The following is a 17,571-nucleotide window of genomic DNA, read 5'->3' as shown; positions in this document are numbered from 1 at the left end:
TTTTTCATGAAGATCAAGAGCGTCTTTCCCGGCAATCCGTGAAGAACCAAAAAAATGCCCCGTCTCGAGAGAGCGGGGCATTTTTTATGCTGCGTAGAAACTCAGCGGTTGCGGGTCAGCAACGCTGGTTTCTCACCACGAGGGCGGCCTGGCAATTGATCCAACTGCTCTGGGGTCGGGAAGCGATCGACTTTCGACTCCTTGTGGATAATCTTCGGCGCCGGGCCACCGCGCGGGTTCTGCACGGCGGGCTCGGAGGAGCGTGGCTGGTCGTCACGGGCTGGACGGCGATTGCGCGAGTCTTCGCGACGGGCCTGGCCATCACGCGGTGCGCCGTTACGCGGGCCGCTGCGTTTGGCAGGTGGGGTGCCGGTGGTACCGCCGCTGCTGTTGCGTGGGCCATTCTGCCGTGCGCCCTGTGGCTGACCGCCACGAGGAGCGCCTGCACCCGCGCCCTGTGCCGGAGCACCTGGACGGCGGCCACGGCCCTGGGCCGGCTTGGCCTGGGGCACATAGTCAACGCGGTTACCGAAGTTATCCACATCGTCGTCGAGGAATTCGTCCGGGGCTCGGTCGGCGGCGGCGCGCGGTGGCTGGCTCGGCTGGCGCTGTTCGCGCGCCGGGCTGCCTTCACGGGGCTTCTGCTCACGGGCCGGGCGTTCGCCACGGCTGCTGCCGGCGGTTTTTTCCTTGCCCTTGTCCTTGCCTTTGTCGCGACGACCACCACCACCGCCGCCACCGTTCGGGCCATCGCCCTTCGGACCGCGTGGGTTGCGTGGGTTGCGCACATCCGGACGCTCGCGCGCTTCAGGCTTCTCGGCCTCCACGGTGCTGGCATCGAAGCCCATCAGGTCGCCGTCGGCGATTTTCTGCTTGGTCATGCGCTCGATGCTTTTCAGCAATTTTTCTTCGTCCGGTGCCACCAGGGAGATGGCTTCGCCCGAGCGACCCGCACGGCCGGTACGACCGATACGGTGCACGTAATCTTCATCGACGTTCGGCAGCTCGAAGTTGACGACGTGTGGCAACTGGTCGATATCCAGGCCGCGGGCGGCAATATCGGTGGCGACCAGAATGCGCACAGTGCCGGCCTTGAAATCGGCCAGGGCTTTGGTGCGCGCGTTCTGGCTCTTGTTACCGTGGATGGCCACGGCGGTCAGGCCGTGCTTGTCCAGGTACTCGGCCAGGCGGTTGGCGCCGTGTTTGGTGCGGGTGAACACCAGGACCTGTTCCCACGCGCCGGCGGTGATCAGGTGAGCCAGCAGCGCACGTTTGTGGCTGGCGGGCAGGCGGAACACGCGTTGCTCGATACGCTCGACCGTGGTGTTCGGCGGCGTGACTTCGATGCGCTCCGGGTTATGCAGCAGCTTGCCGGCCAGGGCAGTGATGTCCTGGGAGAACGTTGCCGAGAACAGCAGGTTCTGACGTTTGGCCGGCAGACGGGCAAGCACTTTTTTCACGTCATGGACAAAGCCCATGTCGAGCATGCGGTCGGCTTCGTCCAGTACGAGGATTTCCACGTGGGACAGATCGACGCTGCCCTGGCCACACAGGTCGAGCAAACGACCGGGGCAGGCCACCAGCACGTCGACACCGCGGGACATGGCCTGAACCTGTGGGTTCATGCCGACGCCGCCGAAGATGCAGGCGCTGACGAACTTCAAATCGCGGGCATACAGCTTGAAGCTGTCATGGACCTGGGCGGCAAGTTCGCGGGTAGGGGTCAGGACCAGGACGCGCGGTTGGCGCGGGCCGTGACGCTGGGATTTGTCCGGATGACCGTTGGGGAACAACCGCTCCAGGATAGGGAGGGCGAAACCGCCGGTTTTACCAGTACCTGTCTGGGCTGCAACCATCAGGTCGCGACCTTGCAACACGGCGGGAATGGCCCGCTGTTGCACGGGAGTAGGCTCGGTATAGCCCGCTGCCTCGATGGCGCGGACTAAAGCCTCGGAGAGACCGAGGGAAGCAAAGGACATGAGTAATCCTGTTTTAGTTAGGGCTTGGCCCAAAGGGATAATCTTGCCGGGCGTGAATGGCGCTTAGGGGAGCGAAATCCCGTCCGGTCCTGCTGCGTCCGGCGAGCACTCCACCGGCTCGCGCGGGCTGCAAAGCTGCGCTGTAGGGGGGTTGGGTGCCTTTTCCAGGACCTCAGCGGCCGGGCGTAAGCCTGGCGGAAAGGCCGGAGTATAACAGAGCAATCACGGCGCGCTGCTTTCCTGCTGCTCAACGGTGCGTTCTGCCGCTGCAATGCCGGCGTTTGTGCCGTACCTGGCGCTCAGTGCAGCGTAGCCTGGTTCTTGCTTGAAACGTTTTAATTCAGCGGCAAACCGCTGCACCAGCAGGTCCAGGCCCGCGCCACGGCGTACGGCAAGGTACTGCGGCTGGCGGCTGACCACCAGCGGGGCCTGGCTGACCTTGCCTTCCAGGCCCAATGTCTTGATCAAATGCTGGCCAACCCGGCGATCGGTGATCAGTAGATCGATGCGTCCGAGCAATAATTTGCCGAAGTTCGCCTCATGGCTGGGCGCCGATTCGCGGTAGAACAGCGCCGAATCGCTGAAATGAGCGCCGTACATGTAGCCCGGCGAGGTGCCGACCGTCAGTCCACGCAGGTCGTCCAGGCGCTGCGCCGGGTGAGGTCGCTCGTTGGCATAGAACAGCACGAAGTCCACGTCGGACAACGGTTCGCTGGGGTACAGCAACTGGGCGTCGCGCGCCTGGCTGTGGAAAATATCCAGCGCGCCATCAGCGTGGCCTTGATCCAGCATGGCCAGGCAGCGTTTCCAGGGCAGGAATTGCCACTGCACCTCGACCCCCAGGCGCTGGAACACGATGACGGTGGTTTCGTAGTCCAGCCCGCGCATGGTGCCTTGGTCTTCGTACACGTAGGGCGCCCACGGCTCGGTGACAATGCGCAGTTTCTCGCCGTAAGCGGCCAGGCTAAGGCAAGTGAAAAGCACAGCAGTCAACAACTTGAGAATGACGGGCATGCCCTGAGGTTACGATGCTGGCGCATTAAAGAGAAGCTCTGGCATGCGCATCCGCGGCGGCTGCTATTTGGCTGGCGATGTCATCAAGTGTTCGTAGATCGCCGTGCGCCGCTCGCCGAGAATCAGGCGTACCAGCGGGTTGGCAAACCAATGTTCCAGCTGGTGGGCATCGATTGGGCGTTTCTGCCGCTCCTCCTGGTTCTGTCGCGCCTTGTCCCACCACACCGGGCCGCATGCCTGGTCGAACTCATTCTTGTGCTCGTAGCAGCCGTAAAGAATTTCGCGGATGAACTGCTGCTGGTGCTTGGGCAGCGCCAGCGTGATCAACTTGTACATCAGGCGCTGCGCACGCGGTGGGCGCGGCAGGTGCGCGGAGACCTGGCGGGTGTCAGCCAGGGCCTGAGGGCTGGTGGGGGCCGCCTGGTGCTTGGCGATCCATGCCTTGACCTTGGCACGAAACAGTTGCTTGCGGCTCCAGTAGTGATGAATCAGGTCCGGACACTCCCGCACGTTGACCGTGCGGTAGGCGGCGATCGACAGGCAGAACTCTTCCAGGGTGTACGCGCCCTGAGCATGGGGGAACAGTTCGTCCATCAAGGCAATGGAGCGATCCAGGATAGGCGCGTCCTGCTGGGTCAGGCCCATGACGCCGGAGTTGAGCGTCATCATGTCATCGTCGGCCACTCCCATGTCCAACAGGCGCTGGCGCAGGGCGGTATAGAGGATGCTTTCGTGGTTATCGCCGTAGCGGGTGTAGAAGGCGTTGCACAGCAGCGTACCGGGCTGCACGCGTTCGAACAGTTCCAGGGGCGAGTGGTGGAAAAAGGTATCGGTGTCTATCAGCAGTGCTACCGGCGATTCTTGCAGTACCTGGCGCAACGCTACATGTTTGGTGCGGAAGTGATAGCCATGAGGTTCGCTCCAGCGTTTACGCGTGGCCTCGTCCAGCGGGCGGACGCGTACGGGCAGCAGGCGATAGGGCTCGGGGTCATCGCTGAATACCTGAATATCCACGGCATCGGGGGTTTCCTGCAGAAACGCCAGGGCACTGGCGATGCTGAACACGGCTTCCTGGTGGTAGGTCTGCGCACCGAAAACCAGATAGACCAGCTGCGGGCGGGAGGTCGTGGGCACTGTATTCATGGACTGCGGGTTTCCGTGGACATGTAAAACGACAAAGGCCCTCGTCGAAACGAGGGCCCTGGCTCAGCTGGGCAAACGTCAGCGTGGCAGCTTGAGGTTGTTCCAGATGGCAAGGCTGGGTTCAGCCTGGTTCAGGGTATAGAAGTGCAACCCTGGCGCGCCACCTTGTAACAAGCGCTCACACATTTCGGTGATGACGTGCTCGCCGAACGCCTGGATGCTCTTGACGTCGTCGCCATAGGCTTCCAATTGCTTGCGTACCCAGCGAGGGATCTCTGCGCCGCAGGCGTCGGAGAAACGCGCCAACTTGCTGTAGTTGGTGATCGGCATGATGCCCGGCACGATCGGGATGTTCACACCCATGGCCTGCACGCGCTCGACAAAGTAGAAGTAGCTGTCGGCGTTGAAGAAGTATTGGGTGATCGCGCTGTTGGCGCCGGCGTTGGCTTTGCGCACGAAGTTCTTCAAATCTTCTTCGAAATTGCGCGCCTGGGGATGCATTTCCGGGTAAGCCGCCACTTCAATATGGAAGTGATCGCCGCTTTCTTCGCGGATGAAACTCACCAGGTCATTGGCGTAGCGCAGCTCGCCGCTGGCCATGCCCATACCGGACGGCAAGTCGCCGCGCAGGGCGACAATACGCTTGATGCCAGCGCCTTTGTACTGGGTCAGCAGGCCGCGCAGGTCGGCCTTGCTGTCGCCCACGCACGACAAATGCGGCGCGGCGGGAATATTGACTTCGCTTTCCAGCTGCAACACGGTGTTGATCGTGCGGTCGCGGGTGGAACCGCCGGCACCGTAAGTGCAGGAGAAGAAATCGGGGTTGTAGCTGGCCAACTGCTTGGCAGTCGCCATGAGCTTTTCATGCCCAGCATCGGTCTTGGTCGGGAAGAACTCGAAGCTGAAGCGACGGTCTTGGGACATGGAGGCGGTCTCCAGCTGCAAGTTGCGAGCTTCAAGTTGCAAGAGGGCGGTGCGCCTGTTCTTGTAGCATGAAGCTCCCAACCCACAACTGCTTAAAGAGCAAGGAAGTAGCAAGCCTTCACACAAACGCTTTTACTTGCCGCTTGTAGTTGAAAGCTTGCCGCTGCTGTCAGTACCTATATGCGTGGGGCTTGAACGGACCTTCAACGGTCACGCCGATATAGTCGGCCTGGGTCTTGGTCAGTTGGGTCACCACGCCGCCGAAGCCGCGGACCATTTCCAGGGCTACTTCTTCGTCGAGTTTCTTCGGCAGTACTTCCACGGTCAGGCGCTCGGCTTTCTGCGCAGGCGACAGATCGGCGTACTTCTGTTGGAACAGGAAGATCTGCGCCAGCACCTGGTTGGCGAACGAACCGTCCATGATGCGGCTTGGGTGGCCGGTGGCGTTGCCCAGGTTAACCAGACGGCCTTCGGCCAGCAGGATCAGGTAGTCGTCGTTCTGCGGGTCGAAATCGCCGGCGCCGGTGCGGTGAACCTTGTGCACCTGCGGCTTCACTTCTTCCCATGCCCAGTTCTTGCGCATGAAAGCGGTGTCTATCTCGTTGTCGAAGTGACCGATGTTGCACACCACGGCACGCTTTTTCAGGGCCTTGAGCATGTTGGCGTCGCACACATTCACGTTGCCGGTGGTGGTCACGATCAGGTCGATCTTGCCCAGCAGGGCCTTGTCGATGCTGGCCTCGGTGCCGTCATTGACGCCGTCGATGAACGGCGAAACCACTTCGAAACCGTCCATGCAGGCTTGCATGGCGCAGATCGGGTCGACTTCGGACACTTTAACGATCATGCCTTCCTGACGCAGGGACTGGGACGAACCCTTGCCCACGTCACCGTAGCCGATTACCAGGGCTTGCTTGCCCGACAACAGGTGGTCGGTGCCGCGCTTGATGGCGTCGTTGAGGCTGTGACGGCAGCCGTACTTGTTGTCGTTCTTGCTCTTGGTCACCGAGTCGTTGACGTTGATGGCCGGGATTTTCAGCTCGCCCTTGGCCAGCATGTCCAGCAGACGGTGTACGCCGGTGGTGGTCTCTTCGGTCACGCCATGGACGCGGTCGAGGATCTGCGGGTATTTCTTGTGCAGCAGCTCGGTCAGGTCGCCGCCGTCGTCAAGGATCATGTTGGCATCCCAAGGCGCGCCATCTTTAAGGATGGTTTGCTCCAGGCACCACTCGTATTCCTCTTCGGTCTCGCCTTTCCAGGCGAACACCGGAATACCGGCGGCAGCGATAGCGGCAGCCGCCTGGTCTTGAGTCGAGAAAATGTTGCAGGACGACCAGCGCACTTCGGCACCCAGGGCAACCAGGGTTTCGATCAGCACGGCGGTCTGAATGGTCATGTGGATGCAACCGAGGATCTTCGCGCCTTTGAGCGGTTGCTCGGCGGCGTACTTGCGACGCAGGCCCATCAGGGCAGGCATTTCGGATTCGGCGATAAAGGTTTCGCGACGGCCCCAGGCAGCGAGGGACATGTCGGCGACTTTGTAGTCGGTGAAATCTGCAGGCGTGTTGACAGCGCTCATGAAGAGCCTCCATTCGTAGTGTGCGAATGGGCGCCGTTGTGCGTTTAGTATCAGGCCAGGGCAACCAGGCCGGACAACGCCCCATCCGAGCCTGACAGGTTGAACCCTGCTGCAGCGCCCCTCGGACAGGTGGCGGGAAAACGGCAGTAGCCGTTCTGAATCGGGGGCGATTATAGCTTTCTTTGGTTGGTTGGTGGCAAGCGACAAGCTGCAAGCTGCAAGCGGCAAGTAAGAGCGAATCGGCTTTTAACTTGCAGCTTGTCGCTTAAAACTTGAAGCTGGCGTCTCTCAAACACCTCGGAGTCCGCCCCCCATGAACTTCCACACCCGCAAATGGGTAAAACCCGAAGACCTCAACCCCAACGGCACGTTGTTCGGCGGCAGCCTGTTGCGCTGGATCGATGAAGAAGCGGCGATCTACGCGATTGTTCAACTGGGCAATCAGCGGGTGGTCACCAAGTACATCTCCGAAATCAACTTCGTCAGCGCCTCGCGCCAGGGCGATATCATCGAGCTGGGCATTACCGCCACTGAATTCGGCCGCACCTCCATTAGCCTGACGTGCGAAGTGCGCAACAAGATCACCCGCAAAAGCATCCTTACCGTGGAAAAAATGGTGTTCGTCAACCTTGGCGAAGATGGGTTGCCGGCGCCGCACGGGCGCACCGAGATTAAATACGTGAAGGACCAGTTCAAGGACGACACGCTTGCTGAGTAACGCCTTGGCGGGCGTCAGTTAAGTTACTGAATTATTCCGGATGGACTTTTTTGCGGCGTTCTGCTCACTCAGGATGACAACTGAAGTGAAAGGAGTCCGTATATGAAAGTGTCCAGCCCGCTCGTTCAGCATCAACCAACATTGCCCGCAAACATCGATCGGCATGCCCATGCGCCGTTAATCGTGGGGGCAGGTCCGCGCAAATTGGATCTCTATCGCGATGCCGGTGGTCGGGTGGATGTGTTTTTATCGCCCGCAGCACCTGAGCATCTCGTACTCAGCGGCGGCGGCGCCAAAGGCATTGCCTTTTCCGGCATGATGCGGGCACTTGAGGAGGCCGGGAAGCTGGAAGATATCAGGCTGGTTTCCGGCTCTTCAGCCGGGGCGATTTCCGGTGTGCTGATTGCCAGTGGCATGGGGGGCGACGCATTCGACGACCTGCTGGACCGTATTGACATGCCGAGTCTGCTTAACAGTCCGGACCCCGTAACGGCGTGGTTGCAAAGCGCCAGTTCGACTCTTGGCAACGTTATCCGCCACTTGCCGGGCGGTGGCATTTTGCAGTTGTTCATGACGCTGATGCCGCGTCTGCAGACTGAGGCGCCTGCATTGGAAGCGATGATGCGCGACCAGGCGCGCCAATCGATTCTCACCCATATTGCCGACACGCCCAGGTCTACCCGGCCTGCCGAAGTGATGAAGATTGCCGAGCGGCTGAGCGCCGGAAGCGGCCCTACGTTTGCCGACCTCGCCACGTTGAGTCGCCATATTCCTGCTATCAAGCAACTCAACATCACCGGCACCGGCATGTTCGACGGCCGCCCTCAATTGGTGGTGTTCAATGCCGATCTGACGCCGGACATGGGTATCGCCCGCGCCGCACATATCTCAGGGGCATTGCCTGTGCTGTTCAAGAGCCCGCTTGAGCAGGGGCATGCGTTCCAGGCGGCCACTGACGTCAGCGCTTTTCAGGACGGCGGACTGCTGGTCAACGTTCCGGCACCGGATGTGATTGAGCGTTCGTTTCCAGAATCCCCTCTGAGCAAGGACAAGTCGCTGATTGTTCAATTTGAATCCGAACAACCGTCGGAGCCAACGAGGACCGGCGGATTTTTCAGTCATCTGGTCGATACCTTCAGTGGAACCTCACATACGGCTGCCGACGCGTATCAAAATGATCGACTCATTGCACTTGCCGATCAGACGGTGACATTACCCATGAACACCGCCGAAGGTGACTTTCGCGGCATGCACGGTACTGTCAATTTCACCATGACGCCTGGACAGAAAGACCACTTGCAGGCCCAGGCGTACAAAGCGGTGGCGGCCCACCTCGAAAAGCACGCTACGGTCCGTGAGCATCATCACTTCGCCACATTGGAACAGGCGGTGCTAGCGATGGATGATGAAATGCTGGCCAGCGTGCAAGACTCGCTCAAGAACGAGCCTGCGGCCACGGATATCATGCGTTTTCGCAAGGAGGCGCAGCAGGCGCTGCAGCAACTGGACAGTGCGATTTGCGAGGCCAATCAATCGAGCAACACCCTGACGCTTACATCGAAATTGGCCTGCGCTCTGCGCAACCTGGATGCACTTGCCTGTCGTCCGGAGCGTGTTGAATGGTTGTCACGGCGCCTTAACGTGTCGGGGCAGCGCAATTTTCAGCAGCTTTTGCAAGTGTGTGCCAAGGGCGGATGGGATGACGCACCTCTGTCCAAGGTCATGAGAGCGGCGGTTATTGAAATGGGCAAGCGCGATATCGCGGTGAAGGCCGAGCGCTTCACCCGAGAAGTCATTTATCCCTCGCAATACCGCCTGGGCCAGCCAGACAGTAATGTCGACCTGTTGCAGCAAGCGGCCCGCGAAGTAGCCAAGGCAACCACGCCGGCCGAGTTCAACCAAGTGCTCGACGGCATCATTGGCAATTACAAGGCGCGCAACAAACCTTGGGCGAAACCGGGCAGCGCCACAACGGTTGAGATGGCCAAAGCCTGGCGTGTACCGGTTTAGTTGTCTGGCCACTGAACAGCCACTGTCGCGGCATGTCGTAGCTACAGGCATCCCTTGGACTCTGGTAAATCATGGCCACACACGCAGACGGCAAAACCCCCAACTTGTCGCAGGAAGAGCAGCAGGACGTCGACGACAATCAACCGCCCCGCGCGGCGGTACTGCACGAGATCATCCGCACCCAAGGCGATCAGGAGCTGGAGCGCAGCGTCGCTGCGTTATGGTGGTCGGCGCTGGCCGCCGGCCTGACCATGGGCCTTTCACTGATGGCCATGGGGCTGCTCAATTCGCGGCTGCCCGACGGTGAAGCGTTCAAGGTGATCGCCAGCTTCGGCTACTGCGCGGGCTTCCTGGCGGTGATCCTGGCGCGCCAGCAACTGTTTACGGAAAACACCCTTACGGCCGTGCTGCCGGTGATGAGCAAGCCGACGCTGGCCAACGCCGGTCGCCTGCTTAGGCTGTGGTCGGTGGTGCTGGTGGGTAACCTGTGCGGCACCTTGCTGGTGGCCTACGTGATGCTGCACCTGCCGATCTTCGACACCAAGACCGACCACGCCTTCCTGGAGATCGGGCGCAAGATCATGGAAAACGACGCGGGGCAGATGTTCGCCAAGGGCATCATCTCAGGCTGGATGATCGCCACCATGGTGTGGATGATTCCTTCCATGGAAAGCGCCAAGATGTGGATCATCATCTTGATCACCTACCTGATGGCGCTGGGCGATTTCACCCATATCGTGGTGGGCTCGGCGGAAGTCTCGTACCTGGTGTTTGCCGGCGAATTGTCGTGGCATGACTTCTGGCTGGTGTTCGCCGGACCGACCCTGGCCGGTAACATCATCGGCGGCAGCTTCATTTTTGCCCTGATCAGCCATGCGCAGATTCGCAGCGAAAGCAGTCTGCCGGACAAGAAGGCTGCAGATCCAAGGCATCCGCAGCGCATCGACAAGGGGCAGTGAGCCTGAGTCGTGGCGTGAGGTTGCACGGTCCCAGATAAGTGCGCGATAGAACCTTTCGATGTGCCACGGCTCAGAGCGGGTAGGTGCGGTTTTAAGTTTGTGGTGCTAGAACTTTCATCGCAGCATAAAAAACGACAAAAGGAATTAAGTCATGACAGTCGCTTTCTGGTGTGTGTTGATCGCCATTTTTCTGCCTTACCTGTGCACGGGGGTGGCCAAGTTCAGCGGCGGCAAGTTCGGGTTGCGCCATAACCATGACCCTCGGGCGTTCCTGGACGGCCTGGATGGTGTAGCCAAGCGTGCCCACAGCGCGCAGCTCAATGGTTTTGAAGTTACCCCGGCGTTTGCGGCAGCGGTGATTATTGCCCACCTGGCCGGGACGGCCGAACTGGTGACCATCAACGTGCTGGCGGTGCTGTTTATCACCAGTCGCCTGTTGTACATCATCTGCTACCTGGCGGACTGGGCGATCCTGCGCTCGCTGGTATGGGCGGTGGGGATGGCGTTGATCGCGAGTTTCTTCTTCGTCTCGATCTGAGACGTGGCGCAGATTCCAATGCGGGGAGAGGCTCGCCCCTCCCGCACTGGGTTTTTCAGCCTCGATCAGGACCCGACAGGCGCATCCGGGACCTGTGGCAGCGCAGCGCCCTTGGGCCAGAGCATCCAGATCTGGCCTTGCTGTTTCATATTCCCCGCCAACTCACCCGCCGCTTGGCCCGTGCCCCAGAACAAATCGGCACGGACTTCACCGGTAATGGCGCCTCCGGTGTCCTGGGCGGCGACCGGGCGGGTAATGGGCGAGCCATCCGGCCTGGTGGTCGCCAGCCATAACAGGCTGCCCAACGGAATCACCTTGCGATCCACCGCCACGCTGTAGCCGGCAGTCAGCGGCACATTCAGTGAGCCGCGCGGGCCTTCGTTGCTGTCGGGGCGGGCGCTGAAAAATACGTAGCTGGGGTTGCTCGCCAGCAGTTGCGGAATGCGTTGCGGGTGGGCCTTGGCCCAGGCGCTGATGGCGCCCATGCTGACCTCTTCCTTCTTCAGTTCGCCTTGCTCCACCAGCCAGCGGCCGATAGGACGATAGGGGTAGCCGTTCTGGTCGCCGTAACCGACACGCAGTTGGCGCCCACCCTTGAGTTGAATACGGCCCGAACCCTGGATCTGCAGGAATTGCAGGTCCATCGGGTCGGTGAGCCAGGCGATCGGCTTGGCGGTGGAGCCTTGGCCGTTGATCACACTGGCATCGTCATAAGGCTTGAGTACGCGGCCCTCCAGGCGTCCGCGCAGGCGCTTGCCCTTGAGTTCAGGGTAAATGCTTTCCAGATTGACGATGATCAGGTCATCCGGTACGCCGTACACCGGGACGTGGGCGGCGGCGGTCTGGGTCAGGCTGCCTGGGTAGACGGGCTCGTAGTAGCCGGTGATCAAGCCATCAGGGGTATTGTCGGCCGAGCGCAAGCCGAACACGTCCAGGCGCTCCTTGAGAAACCCCCGCACGGCCGCTGCGTCGCCCGGCACCGTCGCCGCTGCCGCGCAGGTCGTGCCCCAGACCGGGTCGGCCTTGAGGCGCTGGCAGGCGCTGCGCCAGGCTTCGAAGCCGGCCAGTAAATCGCTGTCGGACACCGCCGGCAACGCTTCCCACGGTGCGCTCACATAGGTGGCGACGGCGTGGGGTTTGACGGTTTCGTCCTTGGCTGCTTCTTTACCCGTGTCCTTGCCGGCGTCGCAGCCGGCCAGCAGCGCGACGAGGGGGAGAGCCCACGCCAGGCGGCGGCTCCAGGGTTTCAACGTGATAGTCATCCAAGCAATTCCTGAACTGATTGCCCGCGCCGTAGTGGCGCCGGGCAACCTTATTATTAATAGGGCTATTGGTCTTTAGGGACGGGGCGAGGATACTGGCCGCCGTTTCCCGTGACCTCGAAGCCATCATGACTTTTAAAAGACTGACCGTTGTATTGCTGGCCTGCCTCACTCTGTCCGCCTGTGGCGGGGTGGATCCCAATTCGCCCCTGGGGCTGCGCAAGGCGATCTTCAAGCAGATGCTCAAGACCGGCGAAGACCTGGGCGGCATGTTGCGTGGGCGTATACCGTTCGACGGCGCGAAGTTCGCCGAAGGCGCGACCCGACTCGATGCATTGGCCCATCAACCGTGGCAGCACTTTCCAAGCGTGCGGGAAGAAGACCACACCAGTGCCAAGGACGACGTATGGCAAAAACAGGCGCAGTTTCAGCAATTGGCGCGCGACCTGGAAGCGGCCACCGGCGAACTGGTGATCGCCAGCCAGGTCCTGCCTTACAAAGCCAGCAACCTGGGGCCTGCCGTGCAGAAAGTCGAAGATGCCTGCAGCGCCTGCCATAAACAGTTTCGGGACCATTGACCGGTCTTACTGATCGAGTTCTTCCACGGCGTCCTGCAATTCCTTGCGCGACTCGGCGAGCTTGTCCTTACGTTTGTTGATCTTGTCCGGGTCGCCTTTTTTCATGGCTTTATCGAGATCGGCCTGGCGGCGGCTGACTTCATGCTTGGCGTCGAGCACCTTGTTTTCACGTTCCCTCTTGAGCGATGCGTCGTTGCAGTTGGCGGTGACTTCGCTCAGGGCTTTTTCAAGGCCGGCTTGCTGTTCGCTGTTACCGTGGGCCTTGGCCTGTTCAATCTGAGTGCTGATGGCTTGGCGCTTGGCGGCGCAGCCGGTGAGGGGCTCGGCGTCTTCGGCCGCCAGCAACGGCATGGTCATCAGGCTTGCGACGGTCAATAAGGCAACAGGGGCTAAAAATTTCATCGTGAACTCCAGGGTCGCATGGGGCAGGGTGAATTCTGCCAACTGTTAAAACGGTGGCGGGCCGGGTTCAGAACCCGTCTATCCCGGCCATACGCAATGTTTCAGCCAAGGCCTTTACCTGTGGGTCGTGAAAAAAAGCGCTCAATTGCGCCGCACGCCCCGGGCCGATGCCATCTTCGGCCATCCAGGCTTGGGTGTCGCGGGCGACCAGCGTATGCCAGTCACCCTTGAGGTTGTTACGCGCCACAGGCGGCACGCCCAAGGCCTTGAGCCAGTGTGCGAAAGGCCGCTGCCGGGCGCGGTGGAGACTGTCGAGTACCCGCGCGCGGCTTTGCTCGCCAAAGCCATCAATGTTAGCAAGCTGCGCCGCATCCAGGGTTAACCAATCGAGAAAGCCTGCGATTAGACCGGCCTGGATCAATACGTTCCAGGTCTCTCGCCCCATATGTGGCAAAGCCAGGCCCTGGTTGCTGCTGAGCCAGGTGAGGCGGGCGAGCAATTGCTCTTCGCAGCCAGGGTCGAGCTGCCAGCAGCTCAAGGCATGAAAATTCCGAGGGTCGGGGACGGGCAGCTCGACTCGGGTGGGGTTGCGCAGGACGACCTGGTCCAGCCGTGGAATGACCTGGCCCGCGAGGGTGATGGACACCTGATCGCCGGGGCGAATATCCAAGGTTTGCCAGCGCTTCAAGGAGCCGGCGCTCACGCGGCTGATCTGCCGGTCGTCCAGTCGCACCGGCTCCAGCTCCAGGATCGGCGTGATCCGCCCGGTGCGGCCGATCTTGAACCGAACCTTGCGCACCAGCGCCAGGGCCCTGGTGGCCGGATATTTCCAGGCCACCGCCCAGTAGGGCGCACTGGCCTGCCAACGCTCGGCGGGTGCACGTAAAGCCTGGTGCAACACCACGCCATCGCTGGCGAAGGGCAGAGAATGGTTGTACCAGTAGGTACGCCAATGGGCGGCTTCGTCGAGGCTTTGGATGGGGTGACTGTAGCGCTGACTGTCGGTGAAGCCCCAGCGCGCCAGTGTGGCCAGGCGCTCGCTGAACGTGGCCGTACTGTCGGGCCAGGCCCATACGAACAGGCCGATACCGGCGGCATCGGCGTCGCTCAATTGGCGGCGATTCATCAGCCCGGCCACTTTGCCGCGAGCATTGAGCCCGCCCTGTGCCGATTGCACATGGTCGTCGAGACGCCAGTACAGTTCGCCTTGCAACACCAGATCGATGGGGTCGGGCAATTGCTGGACAATGCTGGGGATTTTACCTGCAGACGTCGACCAATCCTGGCCAAGCACACCGTCGCCACGGCTGATTACCTGCCGCAGGCGGCCCTTGCGGTACACCAGCGTCACCGCGACGCCATCCACCTTGGGTTGGACCCACACATCCTGACGCGTGGCCAGCCAAGCCCCAACGGCCTGGTCATCCAGTAGTTTTTCCAGGCCGGTATGGGCGACGGGATGGCGCAAGGTGCCTCGTGAGCTGGCCAGGGGCTGGTCGTCGGCCGCAGCAGGCGCAGGGAAACACTGGCGCCAATCAGCCAGACGCTGACGGGCTTGGTCATAGAGTTCGTCGCTGACCGGCGATTGGCCGAGGCGGTGGTAACTGTCGTCCCACCTTCGCACTTGTTCGGCCAGGGCATCCGCTTGTTGACGGGCTTCTTGCGGGCATGTTTCCGCTGCCACCCGGAAGGGCAGCGCAACGATGAATAGAGCAACCAGTAAACGCATCAGGAGCATCCTTGCTCGAAAAGGGCGCCCAGCCTAAATGATCCGTTTGCGGACAAAAAAGTCCCGGCCATGCGGGGCTTTTTACCGGGTGTTGCTGTTTGCCGAACAGACCACCGTGGAACCGCATTGCCTGATTACTGGCGGCCTGGTTTTGCTGCCCGATGTCGGCTTTGACGGTGGATTCAGTCAAAGTGTTTCAACTGGTGTAGCGCCTCCGACGGCGCTTTAAGCGTTGGCCGTGGGTGCAATAAAAAGCCCCGCAGGGCGAACCTGGCGGGGCTTTTTGCACATCGCTTCGCTTACAGGCCGGCGGCGGTACGCAGGTCGTTGGCGCGGTCGGTTTTTTCCCAGGTGAAGGTGGTGAAAGTGTCGTCACCCACGGTCTTCTGCTCAGGCGTACGACCGAAGTGGCCGTAGGCTGCGGTTTCCTGGTACATCGGGTGCAGCAGGTCGAGCATGGTCGTGATCGCGTAGGGACGCAGGTCGAAGACTTCGCGTACCAGCTTGACGATCTTGTCATCGCTGATCTTGCCGGTGCCGAAGGTGTTCAGCGAGATCGACGTAGGCTGAGCCACGCCGATAGCGTAGGAAACCTGGATCTCGCAACGCTCGGCCAGGCCGGCGGCCACGATGTTCTTGGCCACATAACGACCGGCGTAGGCGGCCGAACGGTCCACCTTGGACGGATCTTTGCCGGAGAACGCGCCACCGCCGTGACGGGCCATGCCGCCGTAGCTGTCGACAATGATCTTGCGACCGGTCAGGCCGCAGTCGCCCACCGGGCCACCGATGATGAACTGGCCGGTCGGGTTGATGTGGAACTGGGTGTCCTTGCTCAGCAGTTCGGCCGGCAACACGTGTTTGACGATCAGTTCCATCACGCCTTCGCGCAGATCGGCGTAGGACACATCCGGGTTGTGCTGAGTCGACAGCACCACCGCGTCGATGCCGACGACTTTGCCGCCTTCGTAACGGCAGGTTACCTGGGACTTGGCGTCCGGGCGCAGCCACGGCAGCAGGCCGGATTTACGGGCTTCGGCCTGGCGCTTGACCAACTGGTGGGAGAAGGTGATCGGAGCCGGCATCAGCACGTCGGTCTCGTTGCTGGCGTAGCCGAACATCAAGCCCTGATCGCCGGCGCCCTGGTCTTCCGGCTTGGCGCGGTCGACACCCTGGTTGATATCGGGCGATTGCTTGCCAATGATGTTCATCACGCCGCAGGTCGCGCCGTCGAAGCCAACGTCGGAGCTGTTGTAGCCGATGTCGGTGATCACGTCGCGGACCAGTTGTTCCAGGTCGACCCAGGCCGAGGTGGTCACTTCGCCGGCGATGATCGCTACACCGGTCTTCACCAGGGTCTCGCACGCCACGCGGGCGAACTTGTCTTCAGCGATGATGGCGTCCAGCACCGCGTCAGAAATCTGGTCGGCGATTTTGTCCGGATGCCCTTCAGACACGGACTCGGAGGTGAAAAGGGAGTATTCGCTCATCTCGATGTTTTCCTGATATTTACCGATGGTGAGTGTCGCCAGCCGGTCGCTGAAAGTGGCGGACCTGAATCTGGAAACCATTACGTAAACCTACATAGAGGCTTTCCCCGGGAACGAGTCCCGCAGCGGTGGCCCAACGGGCCAGATCGTCCTGTTCAAAACCCAACCAGAGATCACCGCAGGCCTCCCTGGCCCAATTCTGGTTGTGGCTGCATAAATCCGTCACCAGCAGGCTACCGCCGGGGTGCAGTAACCCGGCCATTTGCTTGAGGGCCTCGGCGGGCGCGGCGAAATGATGCAGGACCATATTCAGCACCACGCAGTCGGCTCGCAGGCGGGTGTCGTTCAAGGCATCGGCCAATTGCAGATCGACGTTGCTCAAGGCCTCGCGCTCGCAGAGCTGGCGCGCCAGTTCCAGCATTGCCGGGCTGTTGTCCAATGCCGTGACCTGCTGGAAGCGGCGCGCCAGTTCCGGCAGAAAACCGCCGTCGCCGGGGCCGACTTCCAGCGCCGTGGCCTCTTCACTGAAGCTCAGCTTGTCCAACAACGCCAGCACGCTGTCGCGGTATTGCGGCAAGCCGGCGATCAAATCCTGCTGGGCGCGAAACTTCTCGGCGACCCGTGCGAAAAAGTCCTGGCTGGCCGCAGCACGTTGTCCATGCACCTGGCCGATACGTGCCTGTACGTCGTTGGGCAGGCTCAGGTTATCCACTTCATCCAACAGGGCCGCGTGCAGCTTGCCGCCGAGCAGGTCGGTGTGGGGCAGGGCGCGGCGGTAGAAAATCGCATTACCTTCGCGGCGAGTGGCCACCAGGTCGGCCTGGGACAGCACTTTCAAATGGTGGCTCATGCCCGACTGGCCGATGGCGAAAATCCGCGCCAGCTCCAACACGCCAAAGGAGTCATTGGCCAATGCCCGCAAAACGTTCAGGCGCAAGGGGTCGCCGGCGGCCTTGCACAAGGCGGCCAGCTCTTCACCATCGTCGGAACGCAGGGAGGATGCGGGTAGGTTCATAAGGCCAGCAGTCTAGTGGTGGGACAGGGCGGTCGCAAGGTCAATATCAAAAAGTTTTGATATTGATCGATAAGTGGCGGTTATAAGCAGTCGCTATAGCCTTTCGGCGAACAGGTGAAAGGTTTGCGCAGACGATTGCCGTGCAAACCACAGGAAAAACCGCTTCAAGTGACTATCTGTCATTGCCCGCAGGCGGTGGCTGAGGGAAAATGCCGGTCCTTTTTTCCGTTT

The 17,571-nt window shown here is 61.0% G+C and carries 15 protein-coding genes and 1 riboswitch; of the genes, 5 read left to right on the top strand and 10 right to left on the bottom strand.

Annotation, left to right across the window (positions count from 1 at the left end):
- Positions 1–101: 101 nt before the first annotated feature.
- From rhlE2 to ahcY, 5 genes are all read right to left on the bottom strand, one after another.
- Entirely contained in the window at positions 102–1,979 is a 1,878-nt protein-coding gene (gene rhlE2 / locus QRN10_RS07020) for an RNA helicase RhlE2 (RefSeq protein WP_181080665.1), read from the bottom strand.
- A 222-nt stretch (positions 1,980–2,201) separates the two neighbouring features.
- Entirely contained in the window at positions 2,202–2,993 is a 792-nt protein-coding gene (locus tag QRN10_RS07015) for a substrate-binding periplasmic protein (protein WP_285428074.1), read from the bottom strand.
- A 63-nt stretch (positions 2,994–3,056) separates the two neighbouring features.
- Positions 3,057–4,136 carry a hypothetical protein gene (locus QRN10_RS07010; RefSeq protein WP_253509680.1) on the bottom strand — a complete coding sequence of 360 codons (1,080 nt, stop codon included), beginning with the start codon at positions 4,134–4,136 and terminating at the stop codon, positions 3,057–3,059.
- 78 nt (positions 4,137–4,214) lie between these two features.
- A complete protein-coding gene (gene metF, locus QRN10_RS07005) occupies positions 4,215–5,060 on the bottom strand; it encodes a methylenetetrahydrofolate reductase [NAD(P)H] (RefSeq protein WP_181080668.1) in 846 nt (281 codons plus the stop codon).
- A gap of 169 nt (positions 5,061–5,229) precedes the next feature.
- Positions 5,230–6,639, bottom strand: coding sequence for an adenosylhomocysteinase (gene ahcY / locus QRN10_RS07000; protein WP_181080669.1), 1,410 nt, complete (start codon positions 6,637–6,639; stop codon positions 5,230–5,232).
- A 21-nt stretch (positions 6,640–6,660) separates the two neighbouring features.
- A riboswitch (S-adenosyl-L-homocysteine riboswitch) is annotated at positions 6,661–6,768 on the bottom strand.
- Between the two features lie 184 nt (positions 6,769–6,952).
- Between ahcY and QRN10_RS06995 the strand changes: the two genes are divergently transcribed.
- From QRN10_RS06995 to QRN10_RS06980, 4 genes are all read left to right on the top strand, one after another.
- On the top strand, positions 6,953–7,357 hold the full coding sequence (locus QRN10_RS06995) for an acyl-CoA thioesterase (RefSeq protein WP_181080670.1): 405 nt from the start codon (positions 6,953–6,955) through the stop codon (positions 7,355–7,357).
- A gap of 102 nt (positions 7,358–7,459) precedes the next feature.
- The gene (locus tag QRN10_RS06990) at positions 7,460–9,367 is read left to right on the top strand and encodes a patatin-like phospholipase family protein (RefSeq protein ID WP_285428073.1); all 1,908 of its coding nucleotides are present in this window, start codon (positions 7,460–7,462) and stop codon (positions 9,365–9,367) included.
- 71 nt (positions 9,368–9,438) lie between these two features.
- Positions 9,439–10,326, top strand: a complete 888-nt coding sequence (locus tag QRN10_RS06985; protein ID WP_181080672.1) for a formate/nitrite transporter family protein — start codon at positions 9,439–9,441, stop codon at positions 10,324–10,326.
- A 151-nt stretch (positions 10,327–10,477) separates the two neighbouring features.
- Complete coding sequence (locus tag QRN10_RS06980) at positions 10,478–10,864, top strand: MAPEG family protein (RefSeq protein WP_181080673.1); 387 nt, start codon at positions 10,478–10,480, stop codon at positions 10,862–10,864.
- Between the two features lie 65 nt (positions 10,865–10,929).
- Here the strand turns inward: QRN10_RS06980 and mltA are convergent, their stop codons facing one another.
- The gene (mltA, locus tag QRN10_RS06975) at positions 10,930–12,126 is read right to left on the bottom strand and encodes a murein transglycosylase A (RefSeq protein ID WP_181080674.1); all 1,197 of its coding nucleotides are present in this window, start codon (positions 12,124–12,126) and stop codon (positions 10,930–10,932) included.
- 128 nt (positions 12,127–12,254) lie between these two features.
- Between mltA and QRN10_RS06970 the strand changes: the two genes are divergently transcribed.
- Positions 12,255–12,704 (top strand): c-type cytochrome, encoded by a 450-nt coding sequence (locus tag QRN10_RS06970; RefSeq protein WP_253509678.1) that lies wholly within the window; start codon positions 12,255–12,257, stop codon positions 12,702–12,704.
- 6 nt (positions 12,705–12,710) lie between these two features.
- Here QRN10_RS06970 and QRN10_RS06965 read toward each other — a convergent pair whose 3' ends face one another.
- From QRN10_RS06965 to QRN10_RS06950, 4 genes are all read right to left on the bottom strand, one after another.
- On the bottom strand, positions 12,711–13,106 hold the full coding sequence (locus tag QRN10_RS06965; protein WP_181080676.1) for a DUF1090 domain-containing protein: 396 nt from the start codon (positions 13,104–13,106) through the stop codon (positions 12,711–12,713).
- 67 nt (positions 13,107–13,173) lie between these two features.
- Complete coding sequence (ligB, locus tag QRN10_RS06960; RefSeq protein WP_285428072.1) at positions 13,174–14,835, bottom strand: NAD-dependent DNA ligase LigB; 1,662 nt, start codon at positions 14,833–14,835, stop codon at positions 13,174–13,176.
- Between the two features lie 299 nt (positions 14,836–15,134).
- Entirely contained in the window at positions 15,135–16,325 is a 1,191-nt protein-coding gene (gene metK, locus QRN10_RS06955) for a methionine adenosyltransferase (RefSeq protein WP_034115338.1), read from the bottom strand.
- Between the two features lie 19 nt (positions 16,326–16,344).
- Complete coding sequence (locus QRN10_RS06950) at positions 16,345–17,340, bottom strand: ArsR/SmtB family transcription factor (protein ID WP_181080678.1); 996 nt, start codon at positions 17,338–17,340, stop codon at positions 16,345–16,347.
- Between the last annotated feature and the right edge of the window lie 231 nt (positions 17,341–17,571).

This window comes from Pseudomonas sp. lyk4-R2A-8 (genome assembly GCF_030209095.1).
Classification (GTDB): domain Bacteria; phylum Pseudomonadota; class Gammaproteobacteria; order Pseudomonadales; family Pseudomonadaceae; genus Aquipseudomonas; species Aquipseudomonas quebecensis.
This window is presented reverse-complemented; position numbering and strand designations above follow the sequence as displayed.